Source organism: Pseudomonas sp. Sample_16 (assembly GCF_004307665.1).
Taxonomy (GTDB): Bacteria; Pseudomonadota; Gammaproteobacteria; order Pseudomonadales; family Pseudomonadaceae; genus Aquipseudomonas.
In genome coordinates, this window is sequence record NZ_RCOB01000076.1 from 1 (window position 1) to 24,788 (window position 24,788).

General features: G+C 57.6%; 31 protein-coding genes and 1 tRNA gene. 24 read left to right on the forward strand and 8 right to left on the reverse strand.

All coding sequences use genetic code 11. The features are described 5' to 3' along the window. From aroC to D8U69_RS11705, 3 genes are all read left to right on the forward strand, one after another. Positions 1–632, forward strand: a 632-nt coding sequence (aroC, locus tag D8U69_RS11695) for a chorismate synthase (RefSeq protein ID WP_130907338.1), incomplete at its 5' end; no start/stop codon positions are given. A gap of 28 nt (positions 633–660) precedes the next feature. Next, positions 661–1,812, forward strand: coding sequence for an MFS transporter (locus D8U69_RS11700; RefSeq protein WP_130907339.1), 1,152 nt, complete (start codon positions 661–663; stop codon positions 1,810–1,812). A gap of 45 nt (positions 1,813–1,857) precedes the next feature. Then, the gene (locus D8U69_RS11705; RefSeq protein WP_130905428.1) at positions 1,858–2,391 is read left to right on the forward strand and encodes an acireductone dioxygenase; all 534 of its coding nucleotides are present in this window, start codon (positions 1,858–1,860) and stop codon (positions 2,389–2,391) included. Between the two features lie 58 nt (positions 2,392–2,449). On the opposite strand, the gene D8U69_RS11710 is transcribed toward D8U69_RS11705, so the two are convergent. Further along, positions 2,450–2,725, reverse strand: a complete 276-nt coding sequence (locus D8U69_RS11710; RefSeq protein ID WP_056853824.1) for a DUF3509 domain-containing protein — start codon at positions 2,723–2,725, stop codon at positions 2,450–2,452. A 388-nt stretch (positions 2,726–3,113) separates the two neighbouring features. On the opposite strand from D8U69_RS11710, the gene D8U69_RS11715 reads away from it, so the two are divergent. From D8U69_RS11715 to D8U69_RS11755, 9 genes are all read left to right on the forward strand, one after another. Next, positions 3,114–4,952, forward strand: a complete 1,839-nt coding sequence (locus tag D8U69_RS11715; RefSeq protein WP_130907340.1) for a long-chain-acyl-CoA synthetase — start codon at positions 3,114–3,116, stop codon at positions 4,950–4,952. A 110-nt stretch (positions 4,953–5,062) separates the two neighbouring features. Continuing rightward, on the forward strand, positions 5,063–5,581 hold the full coding sequence (locus D8U69_RS11720) for an ankyrin repeat domain-containing protein (RefSeq protein WP_056853822.1): 519 nt from the start codon (positions 5,063–5,065) through the stop codon (positions 5,579–5,581). Between the two features lie 152 nt (positions 5,582–5,733). Continuing rightward, entirely contained in the window at positions 5,734–6,264 is a 531-nt protein-coding gene (locus D8U69_RS11725) for a hypothetical protein (protein WP_056853821.1), read from the forward strand. Between the two features lie 82 nt (positions 6,265–6,346). Further along, positions 6,347–6,538 (forward strand): PLDc N-terminal domain-containing protein, encoded by a 192-nt coding sequence (locus tag D8U69_RS11730; RefSeq protein ID WP_056853820.1) that lies wholly within the window; start codon positions 6,347–6,349, stop codon positions 6,536–6,538. A gap of 209 nt (positions 6,539–6,747) precedes the next feature. Beyond that, positions 6,748–6,981 (forward strand): hypothetical protein, encoded by a 234-nt coding sequence (locus D8U69_RS11735; RefSeq protein ID WP_056853819.1) that lies wholly within the window; start codon positions 6,748–6,750, stop codon positions 6,979–6,981. A gap of 214 nt (positions 6,982–7,195) precedes the next feature. Beyond that, positions 7,196–7,540, forward strand: a complete 345-nt coding sequence (locus tag D8U69_RS11740; RefSeq protein WP_056853818.1) for a ribonuclease E inhibitor RraB — start codon at positions 7,196–7,198, stop codon at positions 7,538–7,540. A gap of 385 nt (positions 7,541–7,925) precedes the next feature. After that, on the forward strand, positions 7,926–9,335 hold the full coding sequence (locus tag D8U69_RS11745) for a circularly permuted type 2 ATP-grasp protein (RefSeq protein WP_056853817.1): 1,410 nt from the start codon (positions 7,926–7,928) through the stop codon (positions 9,333–9,335). A 12-nt stretch (positions 9,336–9,347) separates the two neighbouring features. Then, positions 9,348–10,298: an alpha-E domain-containing protein gene (locus D8U69_RS11750; protein ID WP_056853816.1), complete on the forward strand. Its 951-nt coding sequence runs from the start codon at positions 9,348–9,350 to the stop codon at positions 10,296–10,298. Next, a complete protein-coding gene (locus D8U69_RS11755; protein ID WP_130905430.1) occupies positions 10,295–11,104 on the forward strand; it encodes a transglutaminase family protein in 810 nt (269 codons plus the stop codon). The genes D8U69_RS11750 and D8U69_RS11755 overlap by 4 nt, the downstream gene beginning before the upstream one ends. 205 nt (positions 11,105–11,309) lie before the next feature. Here D8U69_RS11755 and D8U69_RS11760 read toward each other — a convergent pair whose 3' ends face one another. Beyond that, positions 11,310–12,131, reverse strand: coding sequence for a cytochrome c (locus D8U69_RS11760; protein WP_130907341.1), 822 nt, complete (start codon positions 12,129–12,131; stop codon positions 11,310–11,312). A gap of 96 nt (positions 12,132–12,227) precedes the next feature. Further along, positions 12,228–12,431: a hypothetical protein gene (locus D8U69_RS11765; protein WP_130905432.1), complete on the reverse strand. Its 204-nt coding sequence runs from the start codon at positions 12,429–12,431 to the stop codon at positions 12,228–12,230. A 286-nt stretch (positions 12,432–12,717) separates the two neighbouring features. Here D8U69_RS11765 and D8U69_RS11770 point away from each other — a divergent pair, with 286 nt between their 5' ends. The 3 genes from D8U69_RS11770 (at position 12,718) to D8U69_RS11780 (ending at position 16,910) form a co-directional block, all read left to right on the forward strand. Beyond that, a complete protein-coding gene (locus tag D8U69_RS11770) occupies positions 12,718–13,923 on the forward strand; it encodes an acetyl-CoA C-acetyltransferase (protein ID WP_130907342.1) in 1,206 nt (401 codons plus the stop codon). 24 nt (positions 13,924–13,947) lie between these two features. Then, the gene (locus D8U69_RS11775) at positions 13,948–16,092 is read left to right on the forward strand and encodes a 3-hydroxyacyl-CoA dehydrogenase NAD-binding domain-containing protein (protein WP_130907343.1); all 2,145 of its coding nucleotides are present in this window, start codon (positions 13,948–13,950) and stop codon (positions 16,090–16,092) included. 95 nt (positions 16,093–16,187) lie between these two features. Beyond that, positions 16,188–16,910, forward strand: coding sequence for an amidotransferase (locus D8U69_RS11780; RefSeq protein WP_056853810.1), 723 nt, complete (start codon positions 16,188–16,190; stop codon positions 16,908–16,910). Positions 16,911–16,999: 89 nt separating this feature from the next. Here D8U69_RS11780 and D8U69_RS11785 read toward each other — a convergent pair whose 3' ends face one another. From D8U69_RS11785 to D8U69_RS11795, 3 genes are all read right to left on the reverse strand, one after another. Next, a complete protein-coding gene (locus D8U69_RS11785; protein ID WP_130905435.1) occupies positions 17,000–17,971 on the reverse strand; it encodes a magnesium and cobalt transport protein CorA in 972 nt (323 codons plus the stop codon). A 145-nt stretch (positions 17,972–18,116) separates the two neighbouring features. Further along, positions 18,117–18,839, reverse strand: a complete 723-nt coding sequence (locus D8U69_RS11790) for a 1-acylglycerol-3-phosphate O-acyltransferase (protein ID WP_056853808.1) — start codon at positions 18,837–18,839, stop codon at positions 18,117–18,119. 214 nt (positions 18,840–19,053) lie between these two features. After that, positions 19,054–19,743 carry a crotonase/enoyl-CoA hydratase family protein gene (locus D8U69_RS11795; RefSeq protein WP_130907344.1) on the reverse strand — a complete coding sequence of 230 codons (690 nt, stop codon included), beginning with the start codon at positions 19,741–19,743 and terminating at the stop codon, positions 19,054–19,056. 308 nt (positions 19,744–20,051) lie between these two features. Here D8U69_RS11795 and D8U69_RS11800 point away from each other — a divergent pair. The 9 genes from D8U69_RS11800 (at position 20,052) to D8U69_RS11840 (ending at position 23,681) form a co-directional block, all read left to right on the forward strand. Next, a tRNA-Ser gene (locus tag D8U69_RS11800) sits at positions 20,052–20,141 on the forward strand. Positions 20,142–20,447: 306 nt separating this feature from the next. Beyond that, on the forward strand, positions 20,448–20,630 hold the full coding sequence (locus tag D8U69_RS11805; RefSeq protein WP_082557555.1) for a hypothetical protein: 183 nt from the start codon (positions 20,448–20,450) through the stop codon (positions 20,628–20,630). 99 nt (positions 20,631–20,729) lie between these two features. Beyond that, positions 20,730–21,050: a YbjQ family protein gene (locus D8U69_RS11810; RefSeq protein ID WP_056853806.1), complete on the forward strand. Its 321-nt coding sequence runs from the start codon at positions 20,730–20,732 to the stop codon at positions 21,048–21,050. 149 nt (positions 21,051–21,199) lie between these two features. Continuing rightward, the gene (locus D8U69_RS11815) at positions 21,200–21,388 is read left to right on the forward strand and encodes a hypothetical protein (RefSeq protein WP_056853805.1); all 189 of its coding nucleotides are present in this window, start codon (positions 21,200–21,202) and stop codon (positions 21,386–21,388) included. Positions 21,389–21,698: 310 nt separating this feature from the next. Further along, on the forward strand, positions 21,699–22,067 hold the full coding sequence (locus tag D8U69_RS11820) for a hypothetical protein (protein ID WP_034150136.1): 369 nt from the start codon (positions 21,699–21,701) through the stop codon (positions 22,065–22,067). Positions 22,068–22,178: 111 nt separating this feature from the next. Continuing rightward, positions 22,179–22,652 carry a glycine zipper domain-containing protein gene (locus D8U69_RS11825; protein ID WP_130905438.1) on the forward strand — a complete coding sequence of 158 codons (474 nt, stop codon included), beginning with the start codon at positions 22,179–22,181 and terminating at the stop codon, positions 22,650–22,652. A 125-nt stretch (positions 22,653–22,777) separates the two neighbouring features. Next, on the forward strand, positions 22,778–22,966 hold the full coding sequence (locus D8U69_RS11830; RefSeq protein WP_056853803.1) for a hypothetical protein: 189 nt from the start codon (positions 22,778–22,780) through the stop codon (positions 22,964–22,966). Between the two features lie 108 nt (positions 22,967–23,074). Continuing rightward, positions 23,075–23,287 carry a hypothetical protein gene (locus D8U69_RS11835; RefSeq protein WP_056853802.1) on the forward strand — a complete coding sequence of 71 codons (213 nt, stop codon included), beginning with the start codon at positions 23,075–23,077 and terminating at the stop codon, positions 23,285–23,287. Positions 23,288–23,384: 97 nt separating this feature from the next. Next, positions 23,385–23,681 (forward strand): hypothetical protein, encoded by a 297-nt coding sequence (locus D8U69_RS11840; protein ID WP_130907345.1) that lies wholly within the window; start codon positions 23,385–23,387, stop codon positions 23,679–23,681. Between the two features lie 107 nt (positions 23,682–23,788). Here the strand turns inward: D8U69_RS11840 and D8U69_RS11845 are convergent, their stop codons facing one another. Next, the gene (locus tag D8U69_RS11845; RefSeq protein WP_130907346.1) at positions 23,789–24,181 is read right to left on the reverse strand and encodes a hypothetical protein; all 393 of its coding nucleotides are present in this window, start codon (positions 24,179–24,181) and stop codon (positions 23,789–23,791) included. Continuing rightward, on the reverse strand, positions 24,178–24,788 hold a 611-nt coding region (locus tag D8U69_RS11850; protein WP_277751159.1), incomplete at its 5' end, for an RHS repeat-associated core domain-containing protein. The genes D8U69_RS11850 and D8U69_RS11845, both read right to left, overlap by 4 nt.

The window sequence follows — 24,788 nt, forward strand, 5'->3', positions numbered from 1 at the left end:
GCTACATGAGCCAGCTCGGCCCGATCGAAATTCCGTTCAAGACCTGGGATTCGGTCGAGGAAAACGCCTTCTTCAGCCCGGACCCGGACAAGGTGCCGGAACTGGAAGCCTATATGGATCAGTTGCGTCGCGACCAGGATTCGGTCGGCGCGAAAATCACCGTGGTCGCTGAAGGCGTGATGCCGGGCCTGGGCGAGCCGATCTTCGACCGCCTCGACGCCGAACTGGCCCATGCGCTGATGAGCATCAACGCGGTCAAGGGCGTGGAAATCGGCGCCGGTTTCGCCAGCGTCGCCCAGCGCGGCACTGAACATCGCGATGAAATGACCCCGGAAGGCTTCCTCAGCAACAATGCGGGCGGCATTCTCGGCGGTATTTCTTCCGGTCAGCCGATTGTCGCGCATCTGGCGCTGAAGCCGACATCCAGCATCACCACACCGGGCCGTTCCATCGATATTCATGGCAATCCGGTGGACGTGATCACCAAGGGCCGTCACGACCCTTGCGTCGGCATTCGCGCCACGCCTATCGCTGAAGCGATGATGGCCATCGTACTGATGGACCATCTGCTGCGTCACCGTGGGCAGAACGCCGACGTGCGCGTGAGCACGCCGGTGCTGGGTCAGCTCTAATGGCTGACTTCGCAGCTGCTGCAATCTGATGGTTGCGGCGGCGCTCCCGTACTGGCGGCTCTCCAGTTTCTATCTGTTTTATTTCGCTTTGCTCGGTTCGACAGCGCCGTTTTTGGCGCTGTACTTCGATCACCTGGGGTTCAGCGCCGCACGCATCGGCGAACTGGTGGCCATCCCGATGCTGATGCGTTGCGTGGCGCCGAACATCTGGGGCTGGCTTGGCGATTACACCGGTCGACGGCTGGCGATCGTGCGTTTCGGCGCGGTGTGCACATTACTGACCTTCTCGCTGATTTTCGTCAGCAAGACCTACGCCTGGCTGGCGATGGTCATGGCCCTTCATGCATTTTTCTGGCACGCGGTGCTGCCGCAGTTTGAAGTCATCACCCTGGCGCATCTGCAAGGGCAGACTTCGCGCTACAGCCAGATTCGCCTGTGGGGTTCCATCGGTTTCATCATTACCGTGGTTGCGCTGGGCCGTCTGTTCGAATGGCTGAGCCTGGACATCTACCCGGCGGCGCTGGTGCTGATCATGGCTGGCATCGTGCTGAGCAGCCTGTGGGTGCCGAACGCACAGCCGGCTCCGGGTAATCGGGTGGCGGGAGAGGGGTTTGTCAAGCAACTGCGCAGCCCTGGCGTGCTGGCGTTTTACGCTTGCGTTGCGTTGATGCAGATGAGCCACGGGCCGTATTACACCTTTCTGACCCTGCACCTTGAACGCCTGGGCTACAGCCGCGGCGTGATCGGCATGCTGTGGGCGGTCGGCGTAGTCGCCGAAGTGTTGATGTTCCTGGCCATGAGCAGAATTCTTGCGCGTTTCTCGTTACGCCAGGTATTGCTGGCGAGTTTTCTGTTGGCGGCACTGCGGTGGTTGTTGCTCGGCACGTTGGCGGAATTTCTGTGGGTGTTGCTGTTTGCCCAGGTCTTGCACGCGGCGACGTTCGGCAGCTTTCACGCCGCAGCCATTGCCTTCGTGCAACGCAGCTTCGGTGCGCGCCAGCAAGGTCAGGGCCAGGCATTGTACGCCGCGCTGGCCGGCACGGGCGGCGCCATGGGTGCGTTGTATTCCGGCTACAGCTGGAACGCTCTCGGCGCGGCATGGACCTTTAGTATTGCCAGCCTCGCCGCCGTCGCGGCTGCGGTTATCATTGCCATACGTATGCAAGAGGACAGGCCGTGAGCGCCGGTCACTGTCCTTGCCATGAACCGTTAAGGAATTGCCCTGATGAGCAGCCTGTCCGTATACCACGTCTCCAGCCCTGAGATTCCCAACAAGGTGCTGACCCATCTCGAAGACATTCAATCGACCCTGGCCGAGCACGGCGTGCGTTTCGACCGCTGGCAAGCGGCTGCGAAAATCCAGCCCGGCGCGAGCAAGGAAGAAATAATCGCCGCCTATCAGGGGCAAATCGATAAGCTGATGACCGAGCGCGGCTACATCAACGTCGATGTGCTCAGCGTCACCGGCGATCACCCGCAACAAGACCAAATGCTCAAAGAGCAGCATCTTGGCGAAGATTTGGTGCGATTTTTCGTTGCCGGTCGTGGCTTGTTTAACCTGCACATCGACGATTACGTCTATGCCGTGTTCTGCGAGAAGAACGACCTGATTTGCGTGCCGGCCGGTACCCGGCACTGGTTCGATAGGGGGGAGCACCCGCATCTCGTGGCGATCCGCCTGTTCAATAACCCGCAAGGCTGTGAGGCCAACTTCACCGGCGACGATATTGCCGGCCAGTTTCCGCGTTTGGAAGACTGACAAAAAACCTGTGGGAGCCAGTCTGCTGGCTCCCACAATTTTTCAGCGCTTTGAGCGTTTACAGCGAATGATAAGTCGGCAGTGCAAATCGCTGCTGGCTCTGCAACATCGAGATTTGCGGCAGTTCGCTGGCCTGTTCGGCAAGGTCGCGGCGAATCGCGCTGATGACCCACGACAGTTGATCGCCATTGTGCAATTGCTGGTAGGAAATCGAGCGTTTGAATTCTCGGCCGTCGCCACGCAGGGTCAGCAGGATTCCACCGTCAGGTCGCGCTTGGGTGGTGACTTCGAAGTTGGAGAACAAAGACGAAAATTTTTCTTGGATCAGGCTCATGTCTATCAGCTCCGTTAGCTCTTGAATGGCAAGCGTGGGGAGAGAGTTGCAGTGATTGTGCCAGTATCCTGTTTTATAAAAATCTTATATAAATCAATAGCTTATCAAAAGCATGGATTTTCACTTCCTTGCAAATTGCATGAATAGCCATCGTGCATCCTGCATTTTGCGGGTTTCTCGGCAATTGGATTGAACCATTGGGCAGGCATGCGCTCCTGCATTTCCCGGAACCGTTGCGGTCGACATCGCGGATCGCAGATCAAGATCGCGGATCAAGATCGCAGATACAAAACATTTCAAAAACCGCGTGTACAGCTCAAGAACCGTTGACGTATTTTCGGGCTCAATCAACGCCGCCCGACAATAAAAAGATCGAACGGGAGCAGCCATGAGCCGCACATCAAGCGACACGATCACCTGGAGCATGATGCTCCGCAAGCTGCCTGCCATCGCCAAAGCCATTCCACGCGTGGTGAAGGGGATGAAGGTAGCCAACGTCAAGGATCCGACCCAACCGTGTGGCCTGGGGTGGAGTTTCGAGCAAGCCACCCTGCGTAATCCTGATGGCCCGGCATTGCTGCACGGCGACGTTTCGCTGACTTATGCGCAGGTCAATCAGTGGGCCAATCGCATTGCCCATCATTTGATCGACCAAGGCATCGGCAAGGGCGACGTGGTGGCGCTGTTCATCGAGAACCGCCCGGAGCTGCTGGTGACAATTTTGGCAGTGGCCAAGGTTGGTGCCATTTCGGCGCTGCTCAATACCTCACAAACCCGCGACACCCTGGTGCACAGCGTGAACCTGGTGACGCCGGCTGCCATCGTTGTCGGCGAGGAGTTGGTCCCGGCGTTTTTGGCAGTGCGCGAGAAACTGTCGATCGATGCGTCGCGCACCTGGTTTGTCGCCGATCAGGACACCTGGAGCCATCCGGGAATTGCCCCGCTCGGATTCATCAATCTGATGACCGCCAGCATCGACGCCAACAGTGAAAATCCGGCAAGCAGCCAGCAGGTTTTTTTCGATGACCCTTGTTTCTACATCTACACCTCCGGAACCACGGGTTTGCCCAAGGCCGGTGTGTTCAAGCACGGGCGCTGGATGCGCAGCTGCGCCAGCTTCGGGATGATTGCACTGGATATGCGGCCCGAGGATGTCGTCTATTGCACCTTGCCGCTGTATCACGCCACCGGATTATGTGTGTGTTGGGGCTCTGCAGTCAGCGGCGCCTCGGGATTCGCCATCCGCCGCAAGTTCAGTGCCAGCCAGTTCTGGAGCGATGTGCACAAGTACCGGGCGACGACCATCGGTTACGTGGGCGAATTGTGCCGTTACCTGGTCGATCAACCGCCCAGTGCCGACGATGGCAAACACGGGGTCAGGAAAATGATCGGCAATGGCCTGCGCCCCGGTGCATGGGCCGACTTCAAGAGTCGTTTTGCGGTGGATCACATTTGCGAGCTGTATGCCGCCAGCGACGGTAATATCGGTTTCACCAACATTCTGAATTTCGACAACACCGTGGGTTTTTCCCTGATGGCGTGGGAGTTGGCGGCGTATGACCACGACAGCGGGGCGCCAATCCGTGGCGCCAATGGTTTCATGCGCAAGGTCGGTAAAGGCGAGCAAGGCTTGTTGTTGGCCAAAATCGACGACAAGGCGCCGCTGGACGGTTACACCGATCCGCAGAAAACCGAGAAAGTCGTCCTCTGCGATGTCTTCGAGAAAGGCGACCGATACTTCAACACCGGTGACCTTCTGCGCAACATTGGCTTTGGGCATGCCCAGTTTGTCGATCGGTTGGGCGACACTTATCGCTGGAAGGGCGAGAACGTCTCCACTACCGAGGTCGAGAACATCCTCCTGCAGTACCCGCATATTTCCGAAGCGGTGGCTTATGGCGTGGAAATCCGCAACACCAACGGTCGCGCCGGCATGGCAGCCATTACGCCAGCGGAATCTTTGGCGACGCTGGATTTCAGCGAACTGCTGGCCTTTGCCCGTCAGCAGATGCCGAGCTATGCGGTGCCGTTGTTCTTGCGGGTGAAAGTCAAAATGGAGACCACCGGGACGTTCAAGTACCAGAAGACCCGGCTCAAGGACGAAGCCTTCGATCCGGGCAAAACCGGCGATGACCCGATCTACGCCTGGCTGCCTGGTACCGACACTTACGTGCAGGTCACCGGGCAAGTGCTGTCGGACATTCAGGCTGGCAAACACCGTTATTGAAAACGGCGCCATTGAATGTGGCTATAGGTGCGCATCAGAAAAAAGAAGTGACAGTGTCGGGGCTGCTCGGGAAACTGTCGGCTTTTACGAATGACACAATGGAGTGCCCGATGTCCGACAAAAGCCGCCAGATGACCCCCGAAGAAGCTGCCGAGTTTGCCGAACAGGTATTCAACAAAGCGCGCGAGGGCGATGCGGCCATGATGGCTGCGCTGCTGAGCAAGGGCCTGCCGCCCAACCTGCGCAACCACAAGGGCGACACATTACTGATGCTGGCCGCGTATCACGGCCATGTGGACACGGTGAAAGTGTTGCTGGAACACAAGGCCGATCCGGAAATCCGCAATGACAACGGCCAGAGCCCGATTGCCGGCGCCGCGTTCAAGGGTGACCTGGCGGTGATCAAGGCGTTGGTTGAAGGCGGCGCGCAGGTGGAAGGTTCGTCATTCGACGGCCGGACGGCGCTGATGATGGCTGCGATGTTCAACCGCGTCGAAGTCGTCGATTACCTGATCAGCAAAGGTGCTGACGCCAAAGCCAAGGATGCCAATGGCATTACCGCGTTGGATGCCGCCAGGACAATGGGCGCTACCGATACCATCGCGCAGCTGGAAAAACTGCTGGGCTGATTGCCTCAAAAAGATCGCAGCCTTCGGCGGCTCTGACAGGGAATGCGTGTACCTTGAAGGGTGCTGCCGTAGGCTGCGATCTTTTCGTTTTTTGGGGTTAACCTGCGGTATCCTTCGCGCCCTCAAAATTCCCTCGCTACAGGATTTACCCCATGAAAGCCGCACTCGTCGAACTCATCAGCAAAATCAGCTCCGGGTGCATGGGTGATGACGAAATCCACAAAGTCGCTGACGAAGCGGCCCAGGCTTACGCGGATCCTCAAGGTTTTCTGACGGCCAACCCGGACATCAACTACGACGACACCTTCCCGATCCCGTTGGGTGAATGGGTGGTTGTCGGCAGCCTGCCCGAAACCGTGCTGTTCCAGGCCGACACCTACATGGATCTGTTCGCACAGATAGTCGCTTCGTTCGGTCCGGGGGTCGATTTCAACCTCAAGCCCAAGCAGTTGGCCAAGACCGAAGCGCTGACTGCGCTCAATCGCATCCAGGTGCAGATGAGCAGCCTGAACAAGGAAAACGGCGGTTACACACTGATGAACTTCAGCCAATTGCTCGATGACGAGTTGCAGGTCGTGCTGGTCTACGGCAATGACCTGCCGCGGGTGCTGGAGCTGTGCGCCGAAGTCGGCATTGCGGCGGCGCCATCCCTCGAAGCGTTGAAAGTCGCCATCCACGTCTGAGGCGGTAAGGCTTTCAATAAAAGGGAACCCTGGCCATGGCCGGCTATCCTAAGGGGGCAGATCACTCTTCGGGAGCGTCACTATGGGTTCCACCTTCAACAGTCTGGTTGGCCTGATCATTCTTGCCCTGGATATCTGGGCAATCATCAACGTGCTGAAAAGTGGCGCCGGAACGGGGGCGAAAGTCCTCTGGGTGCTGTTGATCCTGTTGCTGCCGGTTTTGGGCCTGATCATCTGGGCGATTGCCGGGCCGCGGGGGAATGTACGGATCTGACCTGATCTCAGGCAGACGTGCCAACCTTGTCGGAACGAACCCGCTCGCGATAGCGGACTATCAGCGCTCAATGGCTGTCTGAAAAACCACTTTCGCGAGCAGGCGCGCTTCTGCGTCTTGAACTGTAATTGATCCAGCGGAACGATTAGCCAGCTACCCAGGTCGAGATAGGTGTAAGCCCATTTGCGGGTTTGATCGAGGAGGCTCCGATGTCCAAGTGGAAAGTCACTTTCGTGGATGATCATGGTGAAACAATCGACGAAGTCTTCGAGTGCGAGGAATGCCCAAGCCATGAGCAGGCCGCCAAACTCATCAAGGAACGACTCCTTCCCGTCGCCGCTGAACTGGATCTGAACGATCTGGAAGGGCGAACCGCCGATGCGGGCGTCAAAAGCCTGAAAACCCAGAACAGCATTCAAATCCTCGGCATCACGCCAAACTGAACACTTCCTGTCACATTCGCAACCAGGCCTTGGCAGCGGCTCTATCTTGGGGCTAATCTGCAAGCGAGATCAGCGAATGGATCGCTAAGGTCTGGTCTTGTCAGCTCCATGCTTGTTTCCCGTCGGCACATCGGTTGCCGAAGCGTTCGCACCATCGGGTTGCGCGCGTCAGGGAGTACGGAAAGTCTATCCATCAGTTTCAGGAGGACGTTTCATGAGCACAGCCTATCAAGAAGACATCAGCAGCAGCGTGTTGCGCCGCATGAAAGAAGGCGGTTTTGATTTTTCACGGTTCCACCCCATCGAGTTCTACGCCATTTTCCCGGACGAGGAGCGGGCACGCAGGGCGGCACGACAGTTCCATCATGGTGAATGCCTGAATGCGCAGATCAGTGTGCGCGACGATGGCGCATGGGCGCTCGAACTGAGCAAAGTGATGTACGCCACCTACGATGACATCGGCGATTTCGAACAGGGTTTCGAAGCGGTGGTCGAGCCCTTGGGCGGCATCATTGAGGGCTGGGGTGTCAAGCAGGAGGTACGAGGGCGACTCGCATAACCTTATGAACAGTAACAAGCATCAATAACGGCTGACCTTTGGGTTGGCCGTTTTCGTTTTTGATCGCGTATTTGATTCACAACATTTCGAACAGGCAAAAAAAACCGCCCAAAAAGGGCGGCTAAAGGGAAGTTGAGTCAGCTTTTCAGCGAATGAGCGGATTATCCCCAGCGTTAACCGGGCAGTGAAATCAACTCTGACTATGCTGGTGATAGGCGACAACAGCGCCTTGCAATGAAGCGGGGGCGATCAGGTTGGGGCGTTTGCCGCACAGGATTGGTGCGGCGAATCCGCGTTGATAATCCAACCGATTGAAATCAAAGCGTTTATGCCGATGGCACGGGCCTTGCGAAGGCCTGCATGTCCGGGTGACAAGGAGTACGGCATGATCCGCACCTATTTTGATGAGATGTACGATGCCGGCGGCCAGGTCCGTCCGCATTATCGGGAGTTTGCCCGTTGGCTGGCCGAAACGCCTGACGAGCTTTTGGCGCAACGGCGACGCGAGGCCGATCTGTTATTTCATCGCGCCGGGATTACTTTCACGCTCTACGGTGATGAGCAGGGGACAGAGCGCCTGATTCCCTTCGACACCATCCCCCGCAGCATCCCTGCCAGTGAGTGGCGCGTTGTCGAGCGCGGCTGCATTCAGCGGGTCAAGGCGTTGAACATGTTCCTCGCCGATCTCTACCACGAGCAACGCATCATCAAGGCCGGGATCATTCCAGCCGAACAGGTGCTGGCCAACGAGCAATACCAGTTGGCGATGCAGGGGCTGGATTTGCATCGCGATATCTATTCGCACATTTCCGGTGTCGATCTGGTGCGCGACGGTGACGGCACGTACTACGTGCTTGAGGACAACCTGCGGACACCGAGCGGCGTCAGCTACATGCTTGAAGACCGCAAGATGATGATGCGTCTGTTCCCCGAACTGTTCGCGGCACAACGCATCGCCCCCATCGACCACTACCCGAACCTGTTGCTCGACACCCTGAAAAGCTCCAGCCCGATCGACAACCCGAGCGTGGTCGTCCTGACGCCGGGGCGCTTCAACAGCGCATTCTTTGAACATGCGTTCCTGGCACGGGAAATGGGCGTTGAGCTGGTGGAGGGCGCGGACTTGTTCGTGCGCGACGACAAGGTCTACATGCGCACCACCGACGGCCCCAAAGCCGTCGACGTGATCTACCGTCGTCTGGACGATGCGTTCCTCGATCCGCTGGCGTTCAACCCGGATTCGATGCTCGGTGTGCCGGGGCTGCTGTCGTCTTACCGTTCCGGCAACGTCGTGTTGGCCAACGCCATCGGCACGGGGGTGGCGGACGACAAATCGGTGTATCCGTTTGTCACCGACATGATCCGTTTCTATCTGGATGAAGAGCCGATCCTCAAGAACGTTCCTACGTGGCAGTGCCGTAATCCTTCTGAACTTTCCCACGTGCTGGCCAATCTTCCAGAACTGGTGGTCAAGGAAACCCAAGGCTCCGGCGGTTACGGAATGCTGGTGGGGCCGGCGGCGACGGCTGCGGAAATCGAAGCCTTCCGCGCGCGCATCATCGCCAAGCCCCACGCGTATATCGCGCAACCGACGCTGTCGCTGTCGACCTGTCCGACCTTTGTCGAAAACGGTATCGCACCGCGCCATATCGATTTGCGTCCGTTTGTATTGTCAGGCCGTGAAACCCGGGTCGTGCCCGGCGGTTTGACCCGTGTCGCCCTGCGCGAAGGCTCCCTGGTGGTGAATTCCTCCCAGGGTGGCGGAACCAAGGACACCTGGGTGGTCGAGGATTGAAGGAAGCCTGTCATGTTAAGTAGAACTGCCTCGGATTTGTATTGGATGTCGCGTTACCTGGAGCGCGCGGAAAACCTCGCGCGGATGCTCGACATCAGTTATTCGTTGTCACTGATGCCACAGGATGGCCGTGGCAACGGTTTGCACGAACTGGCCATGCCGCTGCTGATTACCGGCACGCTGGACGATTACCTCGAACGCCACGGCGAATTGCACGCCGAGCGGTTGCTGCATTTCTTCGCCCTGGACGCAGCCAACCCGGCCAGCATTTACAGTTGTCTCGGCGCCGCACGGGCCAGTGCCCATGCGGTGCGTGGGCGAATCACCGCCGACATGTGGGAAAACATCAACGCCACCTGGCTGGAAATTCGCGGGATCGCCGAACAAGGCCTCAGCCGCTACGGCATGAGCCGTTTCTGCGAGTGGATCAAGGAGCGTTCCCACCTGTTCCGAGGTGCGTCCTACGGCACCATCATGCGTAACGACGCCTTTCGCTTCATTCGCTTGGGCACCTTTATCGAAAGGGCCGACAACACGTTGCGCCTGCTCGACGCCCGTTACGAAATGGCCGGCGATCAGGCCGAAGCGGTCAGCGACGGCACGGCTCACGCCTATTACCAGTGGAGTGCGCTGCTGCGGGCACTGTCGTCCTTCGAGGCCTACACCGAAATCTACCGTGACGCTCCCGGTGCGCGGCATGTCGCCGAATTACTGTTATTGCGGGCGGATGTCCCACGCTCCCTGCGTGCCTGCACCGAGGAGATCGACCAGATTCTCGCCCAGCTACCAGGGGCTAACGGCCGGCCCGCGCAACGTCTGGCGGCGGAAATCGACGCGAGGCTTCGTTACACCGGCATCACCGAAATTCTCGACGAAGGCCTGCACGCCTGGCTGACCGAGTTCATCCCGCTGGTGCGCCAGTTGGGCAACGCGATTCACAGTTCCTACCTGGAGGCTGCATGAGACTTTCCATAAGCCACGAGACCACCTATCACTACGAAGATCAGGTGCGGGCGAGCATCCAGTACCTGCGACTGACACCCCACGACAGCGAGCGCCAGCACGTGCTCAGTTGGCAGCTCGACCTGCCGCGCCCGGTGCGTGCGCAACTCGATCCGTTCGGCAACATCCTGCACGTACTGACCATGGACGAACCCCATGAGGCGATCATTATCGGCGCCCGGGGCCAGGTCGACATCGACGAACTGCGCGAAGCCGAGCACGAGAGCCAGTCGGCGCTGCCGTTCCTGCGCTTTACCCGCTTGACCGAGGCTGACGCGGCAATGCGTGCGTTTGCCGAAAAAGAGTGCAAGCAACGTCGGGACCGTACGGCACTGATCGACTTGATGCATGGCCTGAACCAGCACATGACCTACACGCCGGGCGCTACCGAAGTGGACACCAGCGCCGCACAAGCCTTCGCCGGGCGTTCAGGCGTGTGCCAGGACCACACTCACGCATTCCTTGCCTGCGCCCGCAGCCTGGGCATTCCGGCGCGGTATGTGTCGGGTTATCTGTACAGCGAAAACAGCGAGCACCTGGCCAGTCACGCCTGGGCTGAAGCCTGGCTCGATGACGCCTGGTACAGCTTCGACGTGACCAACCAACTGGCGCGCCCCGAACGTCACCTGAAACTGGCGGTGGGCCTTGATTACCTGGATGCCTGCCCGGTTCGCGGCATGCGTCGGGGCGGCGGGTGTGAGCAGATGCATGCCAAGGTCCTGGTTACCCCAACGCCTGCGCCAGTGATTTCCGTGCAACAACAGTAAGCCAGGACACCGCAGAACCCTGTGGGAGCGGGCTTGCCCGCGATTGCGGTGGTTCAGACACTATTTCAGTAACCGGCAGTTCGCCATCGCTGGCAAGCCAGCTCCCACAGGGTGTGAAGTCGGTCGCGAAATCTGTGGCACCACAAATCACTGTGGGGCTTGCCCGCGGCGATCGCCTGCAGGCTGGCTTCCACAGAAATGCATGTCAGGGCTTAACCTTACGCCCTGTCATATGCTTCAAATACCCCACCAACATCTGCAGATCCTCATCCGGCAAAACCTCGGCCGAAAACCCCGGCATTTTTGCCTGCGGCCACTGGCGCAAGCTCTGCGGATCGCGGATGTAGCGCTTGAGGAAGTCAGCGCCGAAATATTCGGTGGGGTTGTACGGAATGTTCAGGTCCGGTCCGAACTGCGCATCCCCGGCACCGTTCAACCGATGGCAGGCCAGGCAGTTTTTCTGGAACAACGCAAAACCCTTGTTGACCGGATCGTCGGCCCTTAACGCAGGGTCCGGCAGCAGGGCAGGGAAGCGCTCGGCCACCGGGGCCAGGCGCTTGATGCTGGCGACTTCGAACGGCCACTGTTCCGGGCTGATATTGCCCGCCCGCGGATCGGTCCAGACCAGATAAAACGGCCCGGCGCTGTGCTTGCCTTCGGAAAGTGGCGGCCAGGGTTTGGCGGGGTCTTCAATTGCCAGCCAGGCGCGAGCCCCCTCGCTGTTGAGCAGGGGCGCAGCCGCCAGTTCAGCGGCAAAACCGTCAAGCGCCACGGCTTGCAGGTGATCGTCAGGCTTGATACCGGTCAACAAGGCGGCCAAGGGCACGGCGCGATAGATCATGTCGCGTTTGTAGGAAACGTCATTGGCAATGGTGATGGTCTGGACTTGAGGATGCTTGAGCAACTCCTCGGTTTGCCAGGTGCGGCCAACCGCGCCCAGCTCCAGGTTGAGCTGTGCGGCATACGAGGGCGTGCTGAGCAGCAAAGCCCCGAACAGAATGAGCGTTTTCAAAGGATCGCCGTCCATGTCGTGGAAGTGCCCCAAAGGTTGGCACAGCCACGCTGGCCCGGGTAGCGAGCCAGTCACATTTTTATGTGGCGATAATTAACTCTGGCGCTTGATTCAGCCGATCACCTTCGTCAGGTTCGGCACGATTAACAACAGCGTGGTGGCGAAAAGAATGAGCCCGGCTTGACGAACTTTCGATTGTTTGAACATGGCTTGACCGCCTTTATTGTTATTTCCTGATGCCTGCCTGCATATCTCCATGACGGCAGCGCGATGCACTTCCTGTAGCACGAGCGCCTCGGCAAAACCCGACGACAACTTCGTACACCTTCACCTTAGAGCCCGCGTCACACTTGGTTTAGATCCATTTAGTATGGTGTTCTCGAAAATCGCTATCAAAACGGCATGAGGCCTATTGCCAGCTTCTTGGGCGGCCTTTTGCTAGACACCTGCGCGTCCTGCACCGGTTCACCGAGCCAGGGATGACCGTCCGTCTGAGCGTGACCGTCAACTTCTGTGAGCGTTGCGGTCATTGAAACCATCGCGCCCTGGGCCAAGAGTGGCAGCTGTGTTTTCCCCATCTGCATCGCGCTTCGAGGACGTCATGACCCAAGCTTTGATTTTCGACGCATTACGCACGCCCCGTGGTAAAGGCAAGGCCGACGGCGCCCTGCACAGCGTGAAACCGGTGAACCTGGTCGCAGGATTGCTCACGGCGCTGCAACAGCGAACGGCCCTGGATACCAGTCAGGTCGATGACGTGGTCCTTGGCTGCGTGACGCCGATCGGCGATCAAGGCTCCGATATCGCCAAAACCGCCGCGCAAGTGGCGGATTGGGACGTCAGCGTAGCCGGTGTGCAGATCAATCGATTCTGCGCGTCCGGACTGGAGGCGGTGAACCTGGGGGCGATGAAAGTGCGCTCCGGGTTTGAAGACCTGGTGGTCGTTGGCGGCGTCGAGTCGATGTCGCGAGTGCCGATGGGCAGCGACGGTGGGGCATGGGCATTGGACCCTGCCACCAACCTGCACAGCCATTTCACACCGCAAGGCGTGGGCGCCGACCTGATTGCCACCCTGGAAGGGTTCAGTCGTGAGGACGTCGATGCCTACGCACTGCACTCGCAACAGAAAGCCGCGCGAGCGCGGTCCGATGGCTCGTTCAACAAATCGCTGGTGCCGGTGCAGGATCAGAACGGCATCATCCTGCTTGATCATGATGAATTCATCCGTGCCGAATCGACCCTGGAAGGGCTGGCCAAGCTCAAGCCGAGCTTCGAAATGATCGGGCAGATGGGCTTCGACGCCACGGCGCTGCGGGTCTACAGCCATGTGGAGCGGATCAACCATGTCCACACCCCGGGCAACAGTTCGGGAATTGTCGATGGTGCGGCATTGATGTTGATCGGTTCCGAAGCCAAGGGCCGGGCGCTCGGCTTGCAACCCCGGGCGCGGATCGTCGCCACGGCGGTCACCAGCACTGACCCGACCATCATGCTCACCGGCCCCGCGCCAGCGACGCGCAAGGCGTTGGCCAAGGCCGGGTTGCGGGTAGAAGACATCGACCTGTTCGAGGTCAACGAGGCTTTTGCCTCCGTGGTGTTGAAGTTCATCAAGGACATGGCCGTCGACCCGCAAAAGGTCAACGTCAACGGCGGCTCCATCGCCATGGGCCATCCGCTGGGCGCTACCGGTTGCGCGATCCTCGGCACCTTGCTCGATGAACTGGAGGTGCGGCGTCAGCGTTATGGCCTCGCGACCCTGTGTGTCGGCGGCGGTATGGGCATTGCCACCATCATCGAACGCCTCTGAGCCTCGCCTTCAAGGAACCTGTTTATGAGCCAAGCCATTCGTTACGAAAAGGGCCAGGACCAGATCGTCGTCCTGACCATCGACATGCCGGGCCAGAGCGCCAACACCATGAACGCGGTGTACCGCGAAGCCATGGCAGACTGCGTCGCCCGCCTGGTCAGCGACAAGGACAACATCGCTGGCGTGATCATCACGTCGGCGAAAAAAACCTTCTTCGCCGGCGGCGACCTCAATGAGCTGATCAAGGTCGGCAAACCCGAAGCCAAAGCCTTTTACGACATGGTGCTGACCCTCAAAGGCCAGCTGCGCACCCTGGAGACCCTCGGTAAACCGGTGGTCGCCGCCATCAACGGCGCGGCACTCGGCGGTGGCTGGGAAATCTGCCTGGCCTGCCATCACCGGGTAGCGCTGGACGATCCGTCGGTGCAGCTCGGCCTGCCGGAAGTGACCCTGGGCCTGTTGCCGGGCGGTGGCGGGGTGGTGCGCATGGTGCGCATGCTCGGCCTGGAAAAAGCCTTGCCGTACTTGCTCGAAGGTAAAAAAGTCCGGCCACAGCAGGCGTTGCTGGCGGGATTGATCGATGAACTGGCAGCGGACCACAACGAACTGCTGGCCAAGGCGCGGGCGTGGATTCTTGCCAATCCCGGCGCGGTGCAACGTTGGGATGTGAAGGGCTATCAGATTCCCGGTGGCACGCCGTCCAACCCCAAGGTCGCGCAGATGCTGGCGATTGCTCCGTCGATCCTGCGCAGCAAAACCCAGGGCACCATGCCCGCTCCCGAAAAAATCCTCTGTGCGGCAGTCGAGGGTGCACAGGTGGATTTCGATACCGCGCACCTGATCGAAACCCGTTATTTCACCGAACTGACCACCGGCCAAGTGTCGAAAAACCTGATCGGCACTTTCTGGTTCCAACTTAACGAAATCAATGCCGGCGGTTCCCGGCCTCAAGGTTTTGCGCCTTATGCCACCCGAAAGGTCGGTGTGCTGGGTGCGGGCATGATGGGCGCGGGTATCGCGTTTGTCAGTGCATCGGCGGGTATCGACGTGGTGCTCAAGGATCTCAACCTTGCGGCTGCCGAGAAGGGCAAGGCGCACTCGGCCGCGCTGCTGGACAAAAAAGTGGCGCGCGGGCAGATGAGCGTCGAGCAACGTGAAACTGTGCTGGCGCGCATTCATCCCACGGAAAACGATGCCGACCTGGCGGGCTGCGACCTGATCATCGAAGCGGTGTTTGAAGATCGAGAGTTGAAAGCCAAGGTCTCGTTGGCGGCGCAGAAAGTCGTCGGCACGGACGCGGTGATCGCCTCCAATACCTCGACCCTGCCGATCAGTGGTCTCGCCACCGCGGTGCCGGACCAGAGCAAGTTCATCGGTCTGCATTTCTTCAGTCCCGTGGAAAAAATGCCCTTGGTGGAAATCATCAAGGGCGCCAACACCAGCGACGAAACACTGGCGCGCGGCTTCGATTTCGTCCTGCAAATCAAAAAGACCCCGATTGTGGTCAACGACAGTCGTGGTTTCTTCACTTCGCGGGTGTTCGGCACCTTTACCAACGAAGGCATCGCCATGCTCGGCGAAGGCGTCAGCGCGCCGATGATCGAGACCGAAGCGCGCAAGGCCGGCATGCCTGTCGGTCCTCTGGCGATCTCTGACGAAGTTTCACTCAGCTTGATGAACCATATCCGCCAGCAAACCGCCAAAGACCTTCAGGCAGAAGGGAAACCGCTGATCGAGCACCCGGCGTTCGCCGTGATTGACTTGTTGCTCAACGAATACAAGCGGCCGGGCAAGGCCGCCGGGGGCGGTTTTTACGAGTATCCAGCCGGTGGCCAAAAACATCTTTGGCCGGAATTGAGAACCCGTTTCGAGAAGGCCGAGGGACAGATTTCACCGAAGGACGTACGCGATCGCCTGCTGTTCGTTCAAGCCATCGAAACCGTACGCTGCGTGGAGGAAGGTGTGCTGACCTCGACGGCCGATGCCAACGTTGGATCGATCTTCGGTATCGGTTTTGCCCCCTGGACCGGTGGTGCGCTGCAGTTTATCAACCAGTACGGGATCAACGATTTCGTCGCGCGTGCCCAATACCTGGCCGGGCAATACGGCCAGCGCTTCGCACCACCGGCGCTACTGCTGGAAAAGGCTGCCAAAGGGGAGGCGTTCTAAGGGACAGGTGACGCACCGAAGGGCTTGCCTTGATACCGTGTTTCAAGGCAGGCTCTGGGGTGTGCATTATTCCCATCACGTGTCAGGTATTTTTTATGTCGTTACGCATCTGCATTCTGGAAACCGACAACCTGCGTCCGGAATTGGTCGACCAGTATCAGGGCTACGGGCAGATGTTCAAGCGCCTGTTTTCGCAGCAACCGATTGCCGCCGATTTCACGATCTACAACGTGGTGCAGGGTGAATACCCGAGCGATGACCTGACTTTCGACGCTTACCTGGTCACCGGCAGCAAGGCCGATTCCTTCGGCACCGACCCATGGATTCAAACCCTCAAGGACTATCTGCTGACCCGCTACAAGCGCGGCGACAAACTGTTGGGCGTATGTTTCGGCCACCAGTTGCTGGCCTTGTTGCTCGGCGGCAAGAGCGAACGCGCGAGCCAGGGCTGGGGCGTCGGCACGCACAAATACAAACTCGCCGCCAAGGCGCCGTGGCTGAACCCGGTGCGTGAAGAGTTGACCCTGTTGATCAGCCATCAGGACCAGGTCACCTCCTTGCCGGAAAACGCCACGGTGATTGCATCCAGCGATTTCTGCCCGTTTGCCGCGTACCACATCAACGATCAGGTGCTGTGCTTCCAGGGCCATCCAGAATTCATTCACGACTATTCCCGCGCCTTGCTGGAGATCCGTCAGCAAGCGCTGGGCGAGCAGGTGTATTCGAAAGGCATCGCGAGCCTGGACAGCGAGCACCACGGCACCACGGTAGCCGAGTGGATGATGCGTTTTGTGGCGCACAAGCCAGAAACCGTTTAATCAGTTAATTCCTCGCTTGCGCAGGACTATTGCAATACCTGTGCGAGCGAGGCTTGCTTGCGACCGAGTGCGAAGCATTCGCCGAGAATTCAAAGCCAACCCGACTTCTTGAAACTCGTCCATAAACCCACGCAACCCACCGCAATAAACCCCAGCACACCGAAGTAACCGTAATGCCAGGTCAGTTCGGGCATGTTCTGAAAGTTCATCCCGTAGATCCCCGCCACCGCGGTCGGGAACGCCAGGATCGCCGCCCATGCAGCGAATTTGCGCTGCACCACACTTTGGCGCGACGCCTCCAGCAGCACCCCAACTTCGATGGTCTGGCTGGCGATATCCGCCAGGGTCGTCAGGTCTTCCAACTGCCGGGTTACATGAATCTGCACATCGCGGAAATACGGGCGCATGTTCTTGTCGATAAAGGGAAAGTTCAGTTTTTGCAGTTCCTCGCCGATCTCCACCATGGGCGCCGCATAACGGCGCAGGCGCAGCACATCGCGGCGCAGGCTGTGAAGATTCTGGATGTCACGTTCATTCAACGAGCCACACATGACGTTGCGTTCCAGCTCATCGATCCTGGCGTGAATCGCTTCGCCCATCGGCTGGTAGTTTTCAATCACGAAATCGAGGATGGCGTAGAGGACGAAATCTTCCCCGTGCTCCAGTAACAGCGGGCGCGCTTCACAACGCTGTCGGACGTAGGCGTAGGACGCCGAATGACCGTTACGCGCAGTGATGATGTAACCATTGCCGGCAAAAATGTGGGTCTCGATGAACTTGAGTTTGCCGTCTTCCATAATCGGAGAGTACGTGACGATGAAGAGCGCATCGCCGAACGTTTCCAGTTTCGGGCGACTGTGTTTTTCCAGGGCGTCTTCGATGGCCAGTTCGTGCAGGTTGAACTGGCGTTGCAGGTTGTACAGTTCCTCTTCGTTCGGCTCTTCAAGGCCGATCCAGACAAAGTGACCAGGCTTTGCAGCCCAGGCCGCGCCTTCGTCGAGGGTAATATTGGTGACCTTTTTACCCGCGCTATAAACCGCAGCAGCAACAACTCTACCCATGGTCTTGGTTCACTTCTTCTTGGCAGCTTCAATTGGCAAATGGCCGTGGCAGGCATGTTCAGCTTAGCCTTGTCTGCTGCTTGAGAGTCAGTGAAATCTGCACAGTTCACCGGCAAAAGAAAACCCGCACAGGGCGGGTTTCTTTTCAGGCCGATTGCAGTTGCCGGTCCATCGAATCGATGCATTCGCGCATCTGTTCACGACACTGGGCCATCAGCATCGGCATGTCATCAAGGCTTAAGCCTGCGGTGGGAATCGCTGGCAACGAACGGATCAGAATTTTCCCACTGCGCCAGCGGTTCAATCGCATGTGCTTGACGTAGCTACTGACACACACCGGCACGATCGGCACTCCCGCGGCAATGGCCATCTGGAACGCGCCTTTCTTGAACGGCAGCAACGCTTCGCCCAGATTGCGCGTGCCTTCCGGGAACACCCAGATCGAGGTGTCTTCGTTTTGCAGGGTGTGGGTGGTGGTCAACATCGACTGGCGGGCCTTCTGCGCATTGCCACGGTCGATCAAAACGTTACCGGCCAGCCAGAACAACTGACCGAACAACGGGACCCACTTCAGACTCTTCTTGCCGATGCACACGGTGCGGCGGGGGACTACGTTGCCGAAAACGAACAGGTCGTAGTTGGACTGGTGGTTGGCAATGATCACGCAACTGTCGGGTTTATCCATCAGCGGCCCGACTTCGGCCTTCACCCGCAAACGCAAAATACACATTGCCGGCCACGCATAAAGGCGTGCGCACAGGCGGCTGTTGTCCGGATTGAACGGACGACACAGGCCGAGAATGACGCCCAGCACACCCGCTACAACAAAGTGCAGGCCCATCAATGACATACGTAAAACAAACAGCATTTTCAGGCCCCACCGGGACAAAAGGTGGCGCAGTGTACGGATGTGCACTGTTTTCGGCAATTGCGGCTATAGAGTCGGAAGATGGCCGATGTTTGAGCACATGTTTCTGAATCTTGGGTAAGACGTGTTCTAGAGCGGTTACCTGCTTTTCGTAGATGCCTGAATGAAAAAGCCCTACACGACGGTCGGGCTTTTCGCTGACGCGGAGCCGGGCTTAACCCAAATGCTCCTGGTCCTGGATGATGGCGTTGTCCAGAGCCTCCAGCAACGATTTGCGAACCTTCAACTTGGTGTTCTTGTGGGCCGTCATGTTGATCTTCTTCAACTGACGAGCCGCCGCCAGCGCAACGCCTTGGAGCTCTTCGGCTGCTACCACCACGTCGAGGAACCCGGCATCCACAGCGGTTTGCGGATTGAACATTTCACCGTTGACCACCGAACGTTGCAGTGCCGCTTTGCTCAGGCGATCGCGAGCAATCTCGATGCCGGCATGGTGCATGGTCATGCCGATCTGCACTTCGTTCAGACCGATGCTGAACGGGCCTTCGACACCGATGCGATAATCGGCGGACAACAGCAGGAACGCACCTTTGGCCACGGCATGCCCAGGGCAGGCCACGATTACCGGGAACGGATGCGACAACAGGCGGCGGGCCAGCGTCGAGCCGGACGTCACCAATGCCACGGCTTCTTTAGGGCCGGACGTCATCACCTTCAAGTCATAGCCACCGGACAAAATCCCTGGCTGCCCGGTAATGATCACCACCGCGCGATCAGTCACCGCCTGATCCAGCGCAGCGTTGAAGGCGGCAATCACGTCCGGGGAGATGGCATTGACCTTGCCATTGCTCAAGGTCAGGGTCGCGATACCGTCTTCGAGATGGTAGGAAATCAACTCACTCATGACGCTATTCCTTTCAGTAAAGTAGGGCAGACGTTACTCACCGCCACCGGCCAGGTAAAGCACCGTGACTGACCCACCAGTCACCCTTTACCCGCCCGGCAAGCGTAGCCCGCCGCACCTGCCGCGCATTGCCCTCTATATAGAGGTGGGCGCGAAGCCGGAGATTGGCCGGTTTGCCATGTCTTTGAGCGATCGCAATCGGGCAACTGCGTTAACCGCATGAAAATTCTGAAAAAAATGTTTGCCATCAGAAATGCTTTCGACTACATTAGCGCGCCTCGACAGACAGAACATGTTTGAAGAGATACGGTGAAGTGTCCGAGTGGCTTAAGGAGCACGCCTGGAAAGTGTGTATACAGGAAACTGTATCGAGAGTTCGAATCTCTCCTTCACCGCCAAATTCGATGTAAACAAAACCCCTGGTTTCGAAAGAAACCAGGGGTTTTGTTGTTTCTGGGGTTGATTTTCCAAAGTAGAAACGAAGGTGCTTCTGAATTTGATGTAGGACGTTGGATCGACGTGTAGGACGGTGCGTTGGAAATCCGTGCATTCAGACGCCTGGATAGATTCAGCTCTTGATAAAGGCATTCCCGCAGGGGATTCGTTTTGTGCCTTCGTTAGGGTACAAGATGAATCAAAGGGCAGCGCAACCTGGATTGCCCCTTCATCAGGACGGATACGCGCACGTGATGCAGGAACTCACCATGAAGCAGGCAGAGCTGGAAAAGATTCATGTGGAGATCGTCAAGCTGATGGCGCAGCAGCGCAAGTTGAACGCTGAGGCTGGCAAGATGACCCGAGAAACTTTCTGGTACCCGGTTGCGGTCGCTACAGGGCTGATTGGCACAGTGGCGACGGTCACTGCGGTGTTGGTCAAGCTCCTCTGATTCCACGTCTGTCATACGCTCCCCGATCAGAGTTGGCGACGCAGCATTCATGTCGCGCAGCGTGCATGCGCTTCAATATTTGAATAAACAGGAACCCCAATGATCACCACTACCACCCATTCCATCGAAGGTCGGCAAATCACTGCTTACCTCGATATCGTCAGTGCCGAGTCGGTGCAGGGCGTCAACGTGATTCGCGATATGTTTGCCGGGATGCGGGATATCTTTGGTGGGCGCTCGCAGACGCTGGAGCGCGCATTGAAAGAAGCGCGCATCCAGGCCACTGAAGAGATCAAGGAGCGGGCGCGGGCGCTGCAGGCGGATGCGGTGGTGGGGCTCGATTATGAAATCAGCATGCCGGCCGGGAAGGGGGGGATGGTGGTGGTTTTTGTCACGGGTACGGCGGTCAAGCTTCGGTGATTGGCATTTGGCCACTCGTCGGGCGCGATACGATCTGAACGGCAAGTCCAGTAATGACCGGCTAGTCTCAAAATCCTTGGTGATCGATATTTTTTCAGGCAATTGGGCTTGCCGGTGTCGATCCCGCTTTTGAGCAGAGGGGTGAAGAGATGGCTGATCCGTATATTGAAGACGACGGCGCAGAGTATCCGATCAACAACTATGTACAGTGCGGCCAGACGCAGTATGTAGCCAGCTTTGGTGAGGACCAGACCGAGGTAGACAAGATCAAGACCCGGGCTTGTCGGGTGCTGAAGGGCAAATTCCTGCCCAGGGTTTCGGCGCCGACCAGGAAATAATGGACATTGAGCAGACCCCGTCATCGAGCGGGGTTTTTTATGCGGGTGACATTGTGTGAATGTTTTTTTAACCCGGTTTTTTTTCACAAAGTTTTCACAAGGACCTACGTAGGCTCAACTCATCCGTTAGAAGCAACACCCTGCCCGTTCCCCAGCGGGCTTTTTTTTGCCTGTCATAAAACCTTTCCGAAAAATGCTGTCCAACCGTCGCTAATAACGAGGTTGAGCGCGCGCATGTCTGGACATTTTCTCCTCTAAAGCATTCAATCTCGCCCCTTTCGTTTACACCCCTATTTTTGAGGTTTTTGTCATGCGTTTCACACTGCCTGCTCTGGTTCTGGGTCTTCTGGTTGCTCAAGGTGCAATGGCTGGTGACGGCACTGCCGCCATCGGTGGCGGTTTGGGCGGTGCGCTGGGTAACGTCGTAGGCCAGAGCATGGGCGGCAGCACTGGTGCAGCCATTGGTGCTGGTGTTGCAGGCGCAGCGGGCAGTGCGGTAGCGGCTAAGAAAGGCCACCGTACCAGCGCTGCCATCGGCGGTGGCGTGGGTGCTGCCGGTGGTTCGGTGATCGGCAACAGCTTGGGCGGCAAGACCGGTTCGACCATCGGGGCAGGCCTGGGTGGCGCTCTGGGCGGCGGCGTAGGCAGCAACCTGGCCAAGGGTCACAAGCGTCACTGATCACAAATGATGCTTCGAAAGAGCCCGGCCTAATGCCGGGCTTTTTGGTTATTGAACGTTTCTCGGTGTAATCCCTCCAATCTTGCATACCCCCGAAGAATGAGGCGTGCCATGAACCCGAAAACCAAAGGCGATGCAGTTGTAAGCCTGAGTGCTCTACGTATGAAGTTGCCCGCGATTGTTTTTGGATTGTTCCTCTCTCAAGCGGCGTTGGCGGCCGGTGACGGTACGGCAGCGGTAGGTGGTGGACTTGGCGGTGCACTGGGCAACGTAGTCGGTGGTCAGATGGGTGGCAGCACCGGGGCCGCCATTGGTGCCGGTGTGGGCGGCGCGGCCGGTAGTGCGGTTGGCGCGGAAAAAGGTAGCCGGACGGAAGCAGCGATTGGTGGTGGTCTTGGTTCGGCAAGTGGCTCGGTAATCGGCAACAGCCTTGGCGGCAGGACGGGTTCTACCATCGGCGCAGGCCTGGGCGGTGCAGCTGGAGGCGCCGTTGGTAACAATCTGGGGGATGGCAACGACAGCTCCCATTCTGGCGGCGGACATAAACACAAGAACAAGCACAAGAACAAACACAAAAATCATTGATACAGCGGCTATCAATGTAAGAACCCGGCCAAGCGCCGGGTTTTTCATTTCTGGCTATACCTCAGGAACGTTTTGGCAGTCAGTCGCCTCGAACTTCATACACCCCTGCACAATTGAGGTTCGCCATGACTCCCGAAACCGAAGGCAATGAAGAGAAAGGCCCGAGCGGTTTGCCCTTTATCAACGACCCCGGCAACGAAGACCCTGGTTCCCTGATGGACGATGCGACCGTACCGCTGAACGACTCCGATGACGCCGGCGACGTCGGAAACCTCGAGTTTGAAGATGAGGATGAAGACGGGGAAGAGGATTGATTGCGCGCCACTGCGGCGGTGACCGGTTGTCTTGCAGATAGAACCCGGTGCCTTGTGGATATCTCAAACGTTCAGAGCCTGCATTTCAGGCTCTTTGCGAGGTGCACCATGATCCCTGACCCGAAAGATTCCGACATCGACGACACCCCGGAGTATCCGCTGCCTTCACCGACCGATCCCCTGAGCCGTGACCAGCGCCCACCCGACGAGGATGCCGGGATCGAGCAAGTTCCCAACGAAGATGTGAAGCGCACGGATGTTGAGGCCATCCCCAAAGACCCGGACATTGCCGGCAAGGATAATTCGGGCGAACCCAGTTAATGCTCCTACACCACATAGCCGCTCGTCGATTGAGTGGCACCCTTGAAAAGTGGCTGCTGCCAGAAATCAGGTAAGCAACTTTCTGAGGAGATTCGTCATGAACAGGTCAACATTGACTGCGGTGACGGTAGCCGGGTTGTTGTCGCTGGGTTCTGTGTCGGTGTATGCCGGCAACGACGCGCCCGTCGACAAGGGCGGAATGCCGCCGTCTACGGAAATGAACGCGGGTGCCGGCCCCGAAAATGCGCTGCCGCCGGGGTCGATTGAGAGTGGGAATGGGGGGGATGCGGATGGGGGTAGTACTAGTTCGGAGACGAAAAAAGGCGCAGGAAACGGACAGACAAGTAGTGAAAATGATGGAGCGAATGACACAGAAGGGAAGAAGGGTCGTTAGTGTGATGCAGAGAGGGATGTGTCAGAGCCCGGCGGTTTGCTGGGCTTCTTGCATTAGTTGATATTCATCAACAATAAGATAGTGTGTTCGCTACGATTTAAATGTTTCTATCTCCTCAATGAGTCAAGCCAATTTCTATAGAATTTTCTTTGTTGTTCAATGTCATTTGTGATGTCAGCTTCTTCATAGTCGAAAATGTTAACAATGTCTGCAGGCTCACTCGGTACTCCCAAGCGAAGCTCATACGCTACTAGTCCAGAGGACATTTGTGAAGACATCCTCGACGGATGAACGTTGAGCTTGGCTCCTTTACATAAGAATTTTGTTTCTGGAAAGTCGGCTCTTATTAGCCCGAGACACTCATACAAATCATGGGCTTCATATGTTTTTTTCGAATCGTTTTCCAAAGTCATGGTTAATGTCCGATTTTGCCTGTCACATTCGATCAGTGCCTTCTGAGTAATTCCGTTTTTTTTAGTAACTACTTCAACTATTTTCATGGCCACTTCCTGTAGGGATTAGGAATGGAATAACCCTCATAGCTTCCATCGGCACGTACCGGGGTAGCACCAAGGATATCTTTACTATCTATTCCACCTGGCATGGCTATTTCCTTTTCGTTCTTATGAGGTGAGAGCAAGCCAAGTTTTTTATTTACATCTATTCCTCGAATGTTTTTTATTGCATAAACGAATCCATCTTCAAAGCCATAGCTGGTTGCGAATTTTACGGCCTCAGTTTCGGAGGTTGAAGTACTGACAAAAAAACTCGGAGGGTTTCGGTTGTCTCGTGCGTGTAAGTAGATGTCCATACTCATTCCCAAAGGTTCAAATCCGCTTTCGAAAATCTCCCAAGACTCTCGAGAATCTCCACGATACAGATAACGATTCCTGGCGGTTGGAGAGGGCGTGTTTGGCATCCCCTCATCAACCTTAACCATCCCCGCCGAATTCGCCGGCCTATTACATCCACCAGTACCCGGACAATCACTCAACCCCAACGGATCCACCCACCCCGTCGGGTTCGGCGTATACCGATACGGGTTGAGTCCACCGGCCAGCTTCACCGGGTCCGGTGTCAGGTAGCGCCCGGTGTCGGGGTGGTAGT

Coding starts and splice junctions, on each gene's coding strand:
- D8U69_RS11810 (WP_056853806.1), top strand. CDS start 20,730: ATGATCACCACTACCACCCATTCCATCGAAGGTCGGCAAATCACTGCT.
- D8U69_RS11700 (WP_130907339.1), top strand. CDS start 661: ATGGTTGCGGCGGCGCTCCCGTACTGGCGGCTCTCCAGTTTCTATCTG.
- D8U69_RS11790 (WP_056853808.1), bottom strand. CDS start 18,839: ATGCTGTTTGTTTTACGTATGTCATTGATGGGCCTGCACTTTGTTGTA.
- D8U69_RS11750 (WP_056853816.1), top strand. CDS start 9,348: ATGTTAAGTAGAACTGCCTCGGATTTGTATTGGATGTCGCGTTACCTG.
- D8U69_RS11815 (WP_056853805.1), top strand. CDS start 21,200: ATGGCTGATCCGTATATTGAAGACGACGGCGCAGAGTATCCGATCAAC.
- D8U69_RS11755 (WP_130905430.1), top strand. CDS start 10,295: ATGAGACTTTCCATAAGCCACGAGACCACCTATCACTACGAAGATCAG.
- D8U69_RS11845 (WP_130907346.1), bottom strand. CDS start 24,181: ATGAAAATAGTTGAAGTAGTTACTAAAAAAAACGGAATTACTCAGAAG.
- D8U69_RS11710 (WP_056853824.1), bottom strand. CDS start 2,725: ATGAGCCTGATCCAAGAAAAATTTTCGTCTTTGTTCTCCAACTTCGAA.
- D8U69_RS11760 (WP_130907341.1), bottom strand. CDS start 12,131: ATGGACGGCGATCCTTTGAAAACGCTCATTCTGTTCGGGGCTTTGCTG.
- D8U69_RS11715 (WP_130907340.1), top strand. CDS start 3,114: ATGAGCCGCACATCAAGCGACACGATCACCTGGAGCATGATGCTCCGC.
- D8U69_RS11785 (WP_130905435.1), bottom strand. CDS start 17,971: ATGGGTAGAGTTGTTGCTGCTGCGGTTTATAGCGCGGGTAAAAAGGTC.
- D8U69_RS11805 (WP_082557555.1), top strand. CDS start 20,448: ATGAAGCAGGCAGAGCTGGAAAAGATTCATGTGGAGATCGTCAAGCTG.
- D8U69_RS11795 (WP_130907344.1), bottom strand. CDS start 19,743: ATGAGTGAGTTGATTTCCTACCATCTCGAAGACGGTATCGCGACCCTG.
- D8U69_RS11745 (WP_056853817.1), top strand. CDS start 7,926: ATGATCCGCACCTATTTTGATGAGATGTACGATGCCGGCGGCCAGGTC.
- D8U69_RS11730 (WP_056853820.1), top strand. CDS start 6,347: ATGGGTTCCACCTTCAACAGTCTGGTTGGCCTGATCATTCTTGCCCTG.
- D8U69_RS11830 (WP_056853803.1), top strand. CDS start 22,778: ATGACTCCCGAAACCGAAGGCAATGAAGAGAAAGGCCCGAGCGGTTTG.
- D8U69_RS11735 (WP_056853819.1), top strand. CDS start 6,748: ATGTCCAAGTGGAAAGTCACTTTCGTGGATGATCATGGTGAAACAATC.
- D8U69_RS11720 (WP_056853822.1), top strand. CDS start 5,063: ATGTCCGACAAAAGCCGCCAGATGACCCCCGAAGAAGCTGCCGAGTTT.
- D8U69_RS11775 (WP_130907343.1), top strand. CDS start 13,948: ATGAGCCAAGCCATTCGTTACGAAAAGGGCCAGGACCAGATCGTCGTC.
- D8U69_RS11705 (WP_130905428.1), top strand. CDS start 1,858: ATGAGCAGCCTGTCCGTATACCACGTCTCCAGCCCTGAGATTCCCAAC.
- D8U69_RS11835 (WP_056853802.1), top strand. CDS start 23,075: ATGATCCCTGACCCGAAAGATTCCGACATCGACGACACCCCGGAGTAT.
- D8U69_RS11740 (WP_056853818.1), top strand. CDS start 7,196: ATGAGCACAGCCTATCAAGAAGACATCAGCAGCAGCGTGTTGCGCCGC.
- D8U69_RS11820 (WP_034150136.1), top strand. CDS start 21,699: ATGCGTTTCACACTGCCTGCTCTGGTTCTGGGTCTTCTGGTTGCTCAA.
- D8U69_RS11770 (WP_130907342.1), top strand. CDS start 12,718: ATGACCCAAGCTTTGATTTTCGACGCATTACGCACGCCCCGTGGTAAA.
- D8U69_RS11840 (WP_130907345.1), top strand. CDS start 23,385: ATGAACAGGTCAACATTGACTGCGGTGACGGTAGCCGGGTTGTTGTCG.
- D8U69_RS11725 (WP_056853821.1), top strand. CDS start 5,734: ATGAAAGCCGCACTCGTCGAACTCATCAGCAAAATCAGCTCCGGGTGC.
- D8U69_RS11825 (WP_130905438.1), top strand. CDS start 22,179: ATGAACCCGAAAACCAAAGGCGATGCAGTTGTAAGCCTGAGTGCTCTA.
- D8U69_RS11780 (WP_056853810.1), top strand. CDS start 16,188: ATGTCGTTACGCATCTGCATTCTGGAAACCGACAACCTGCGTCCGGAA.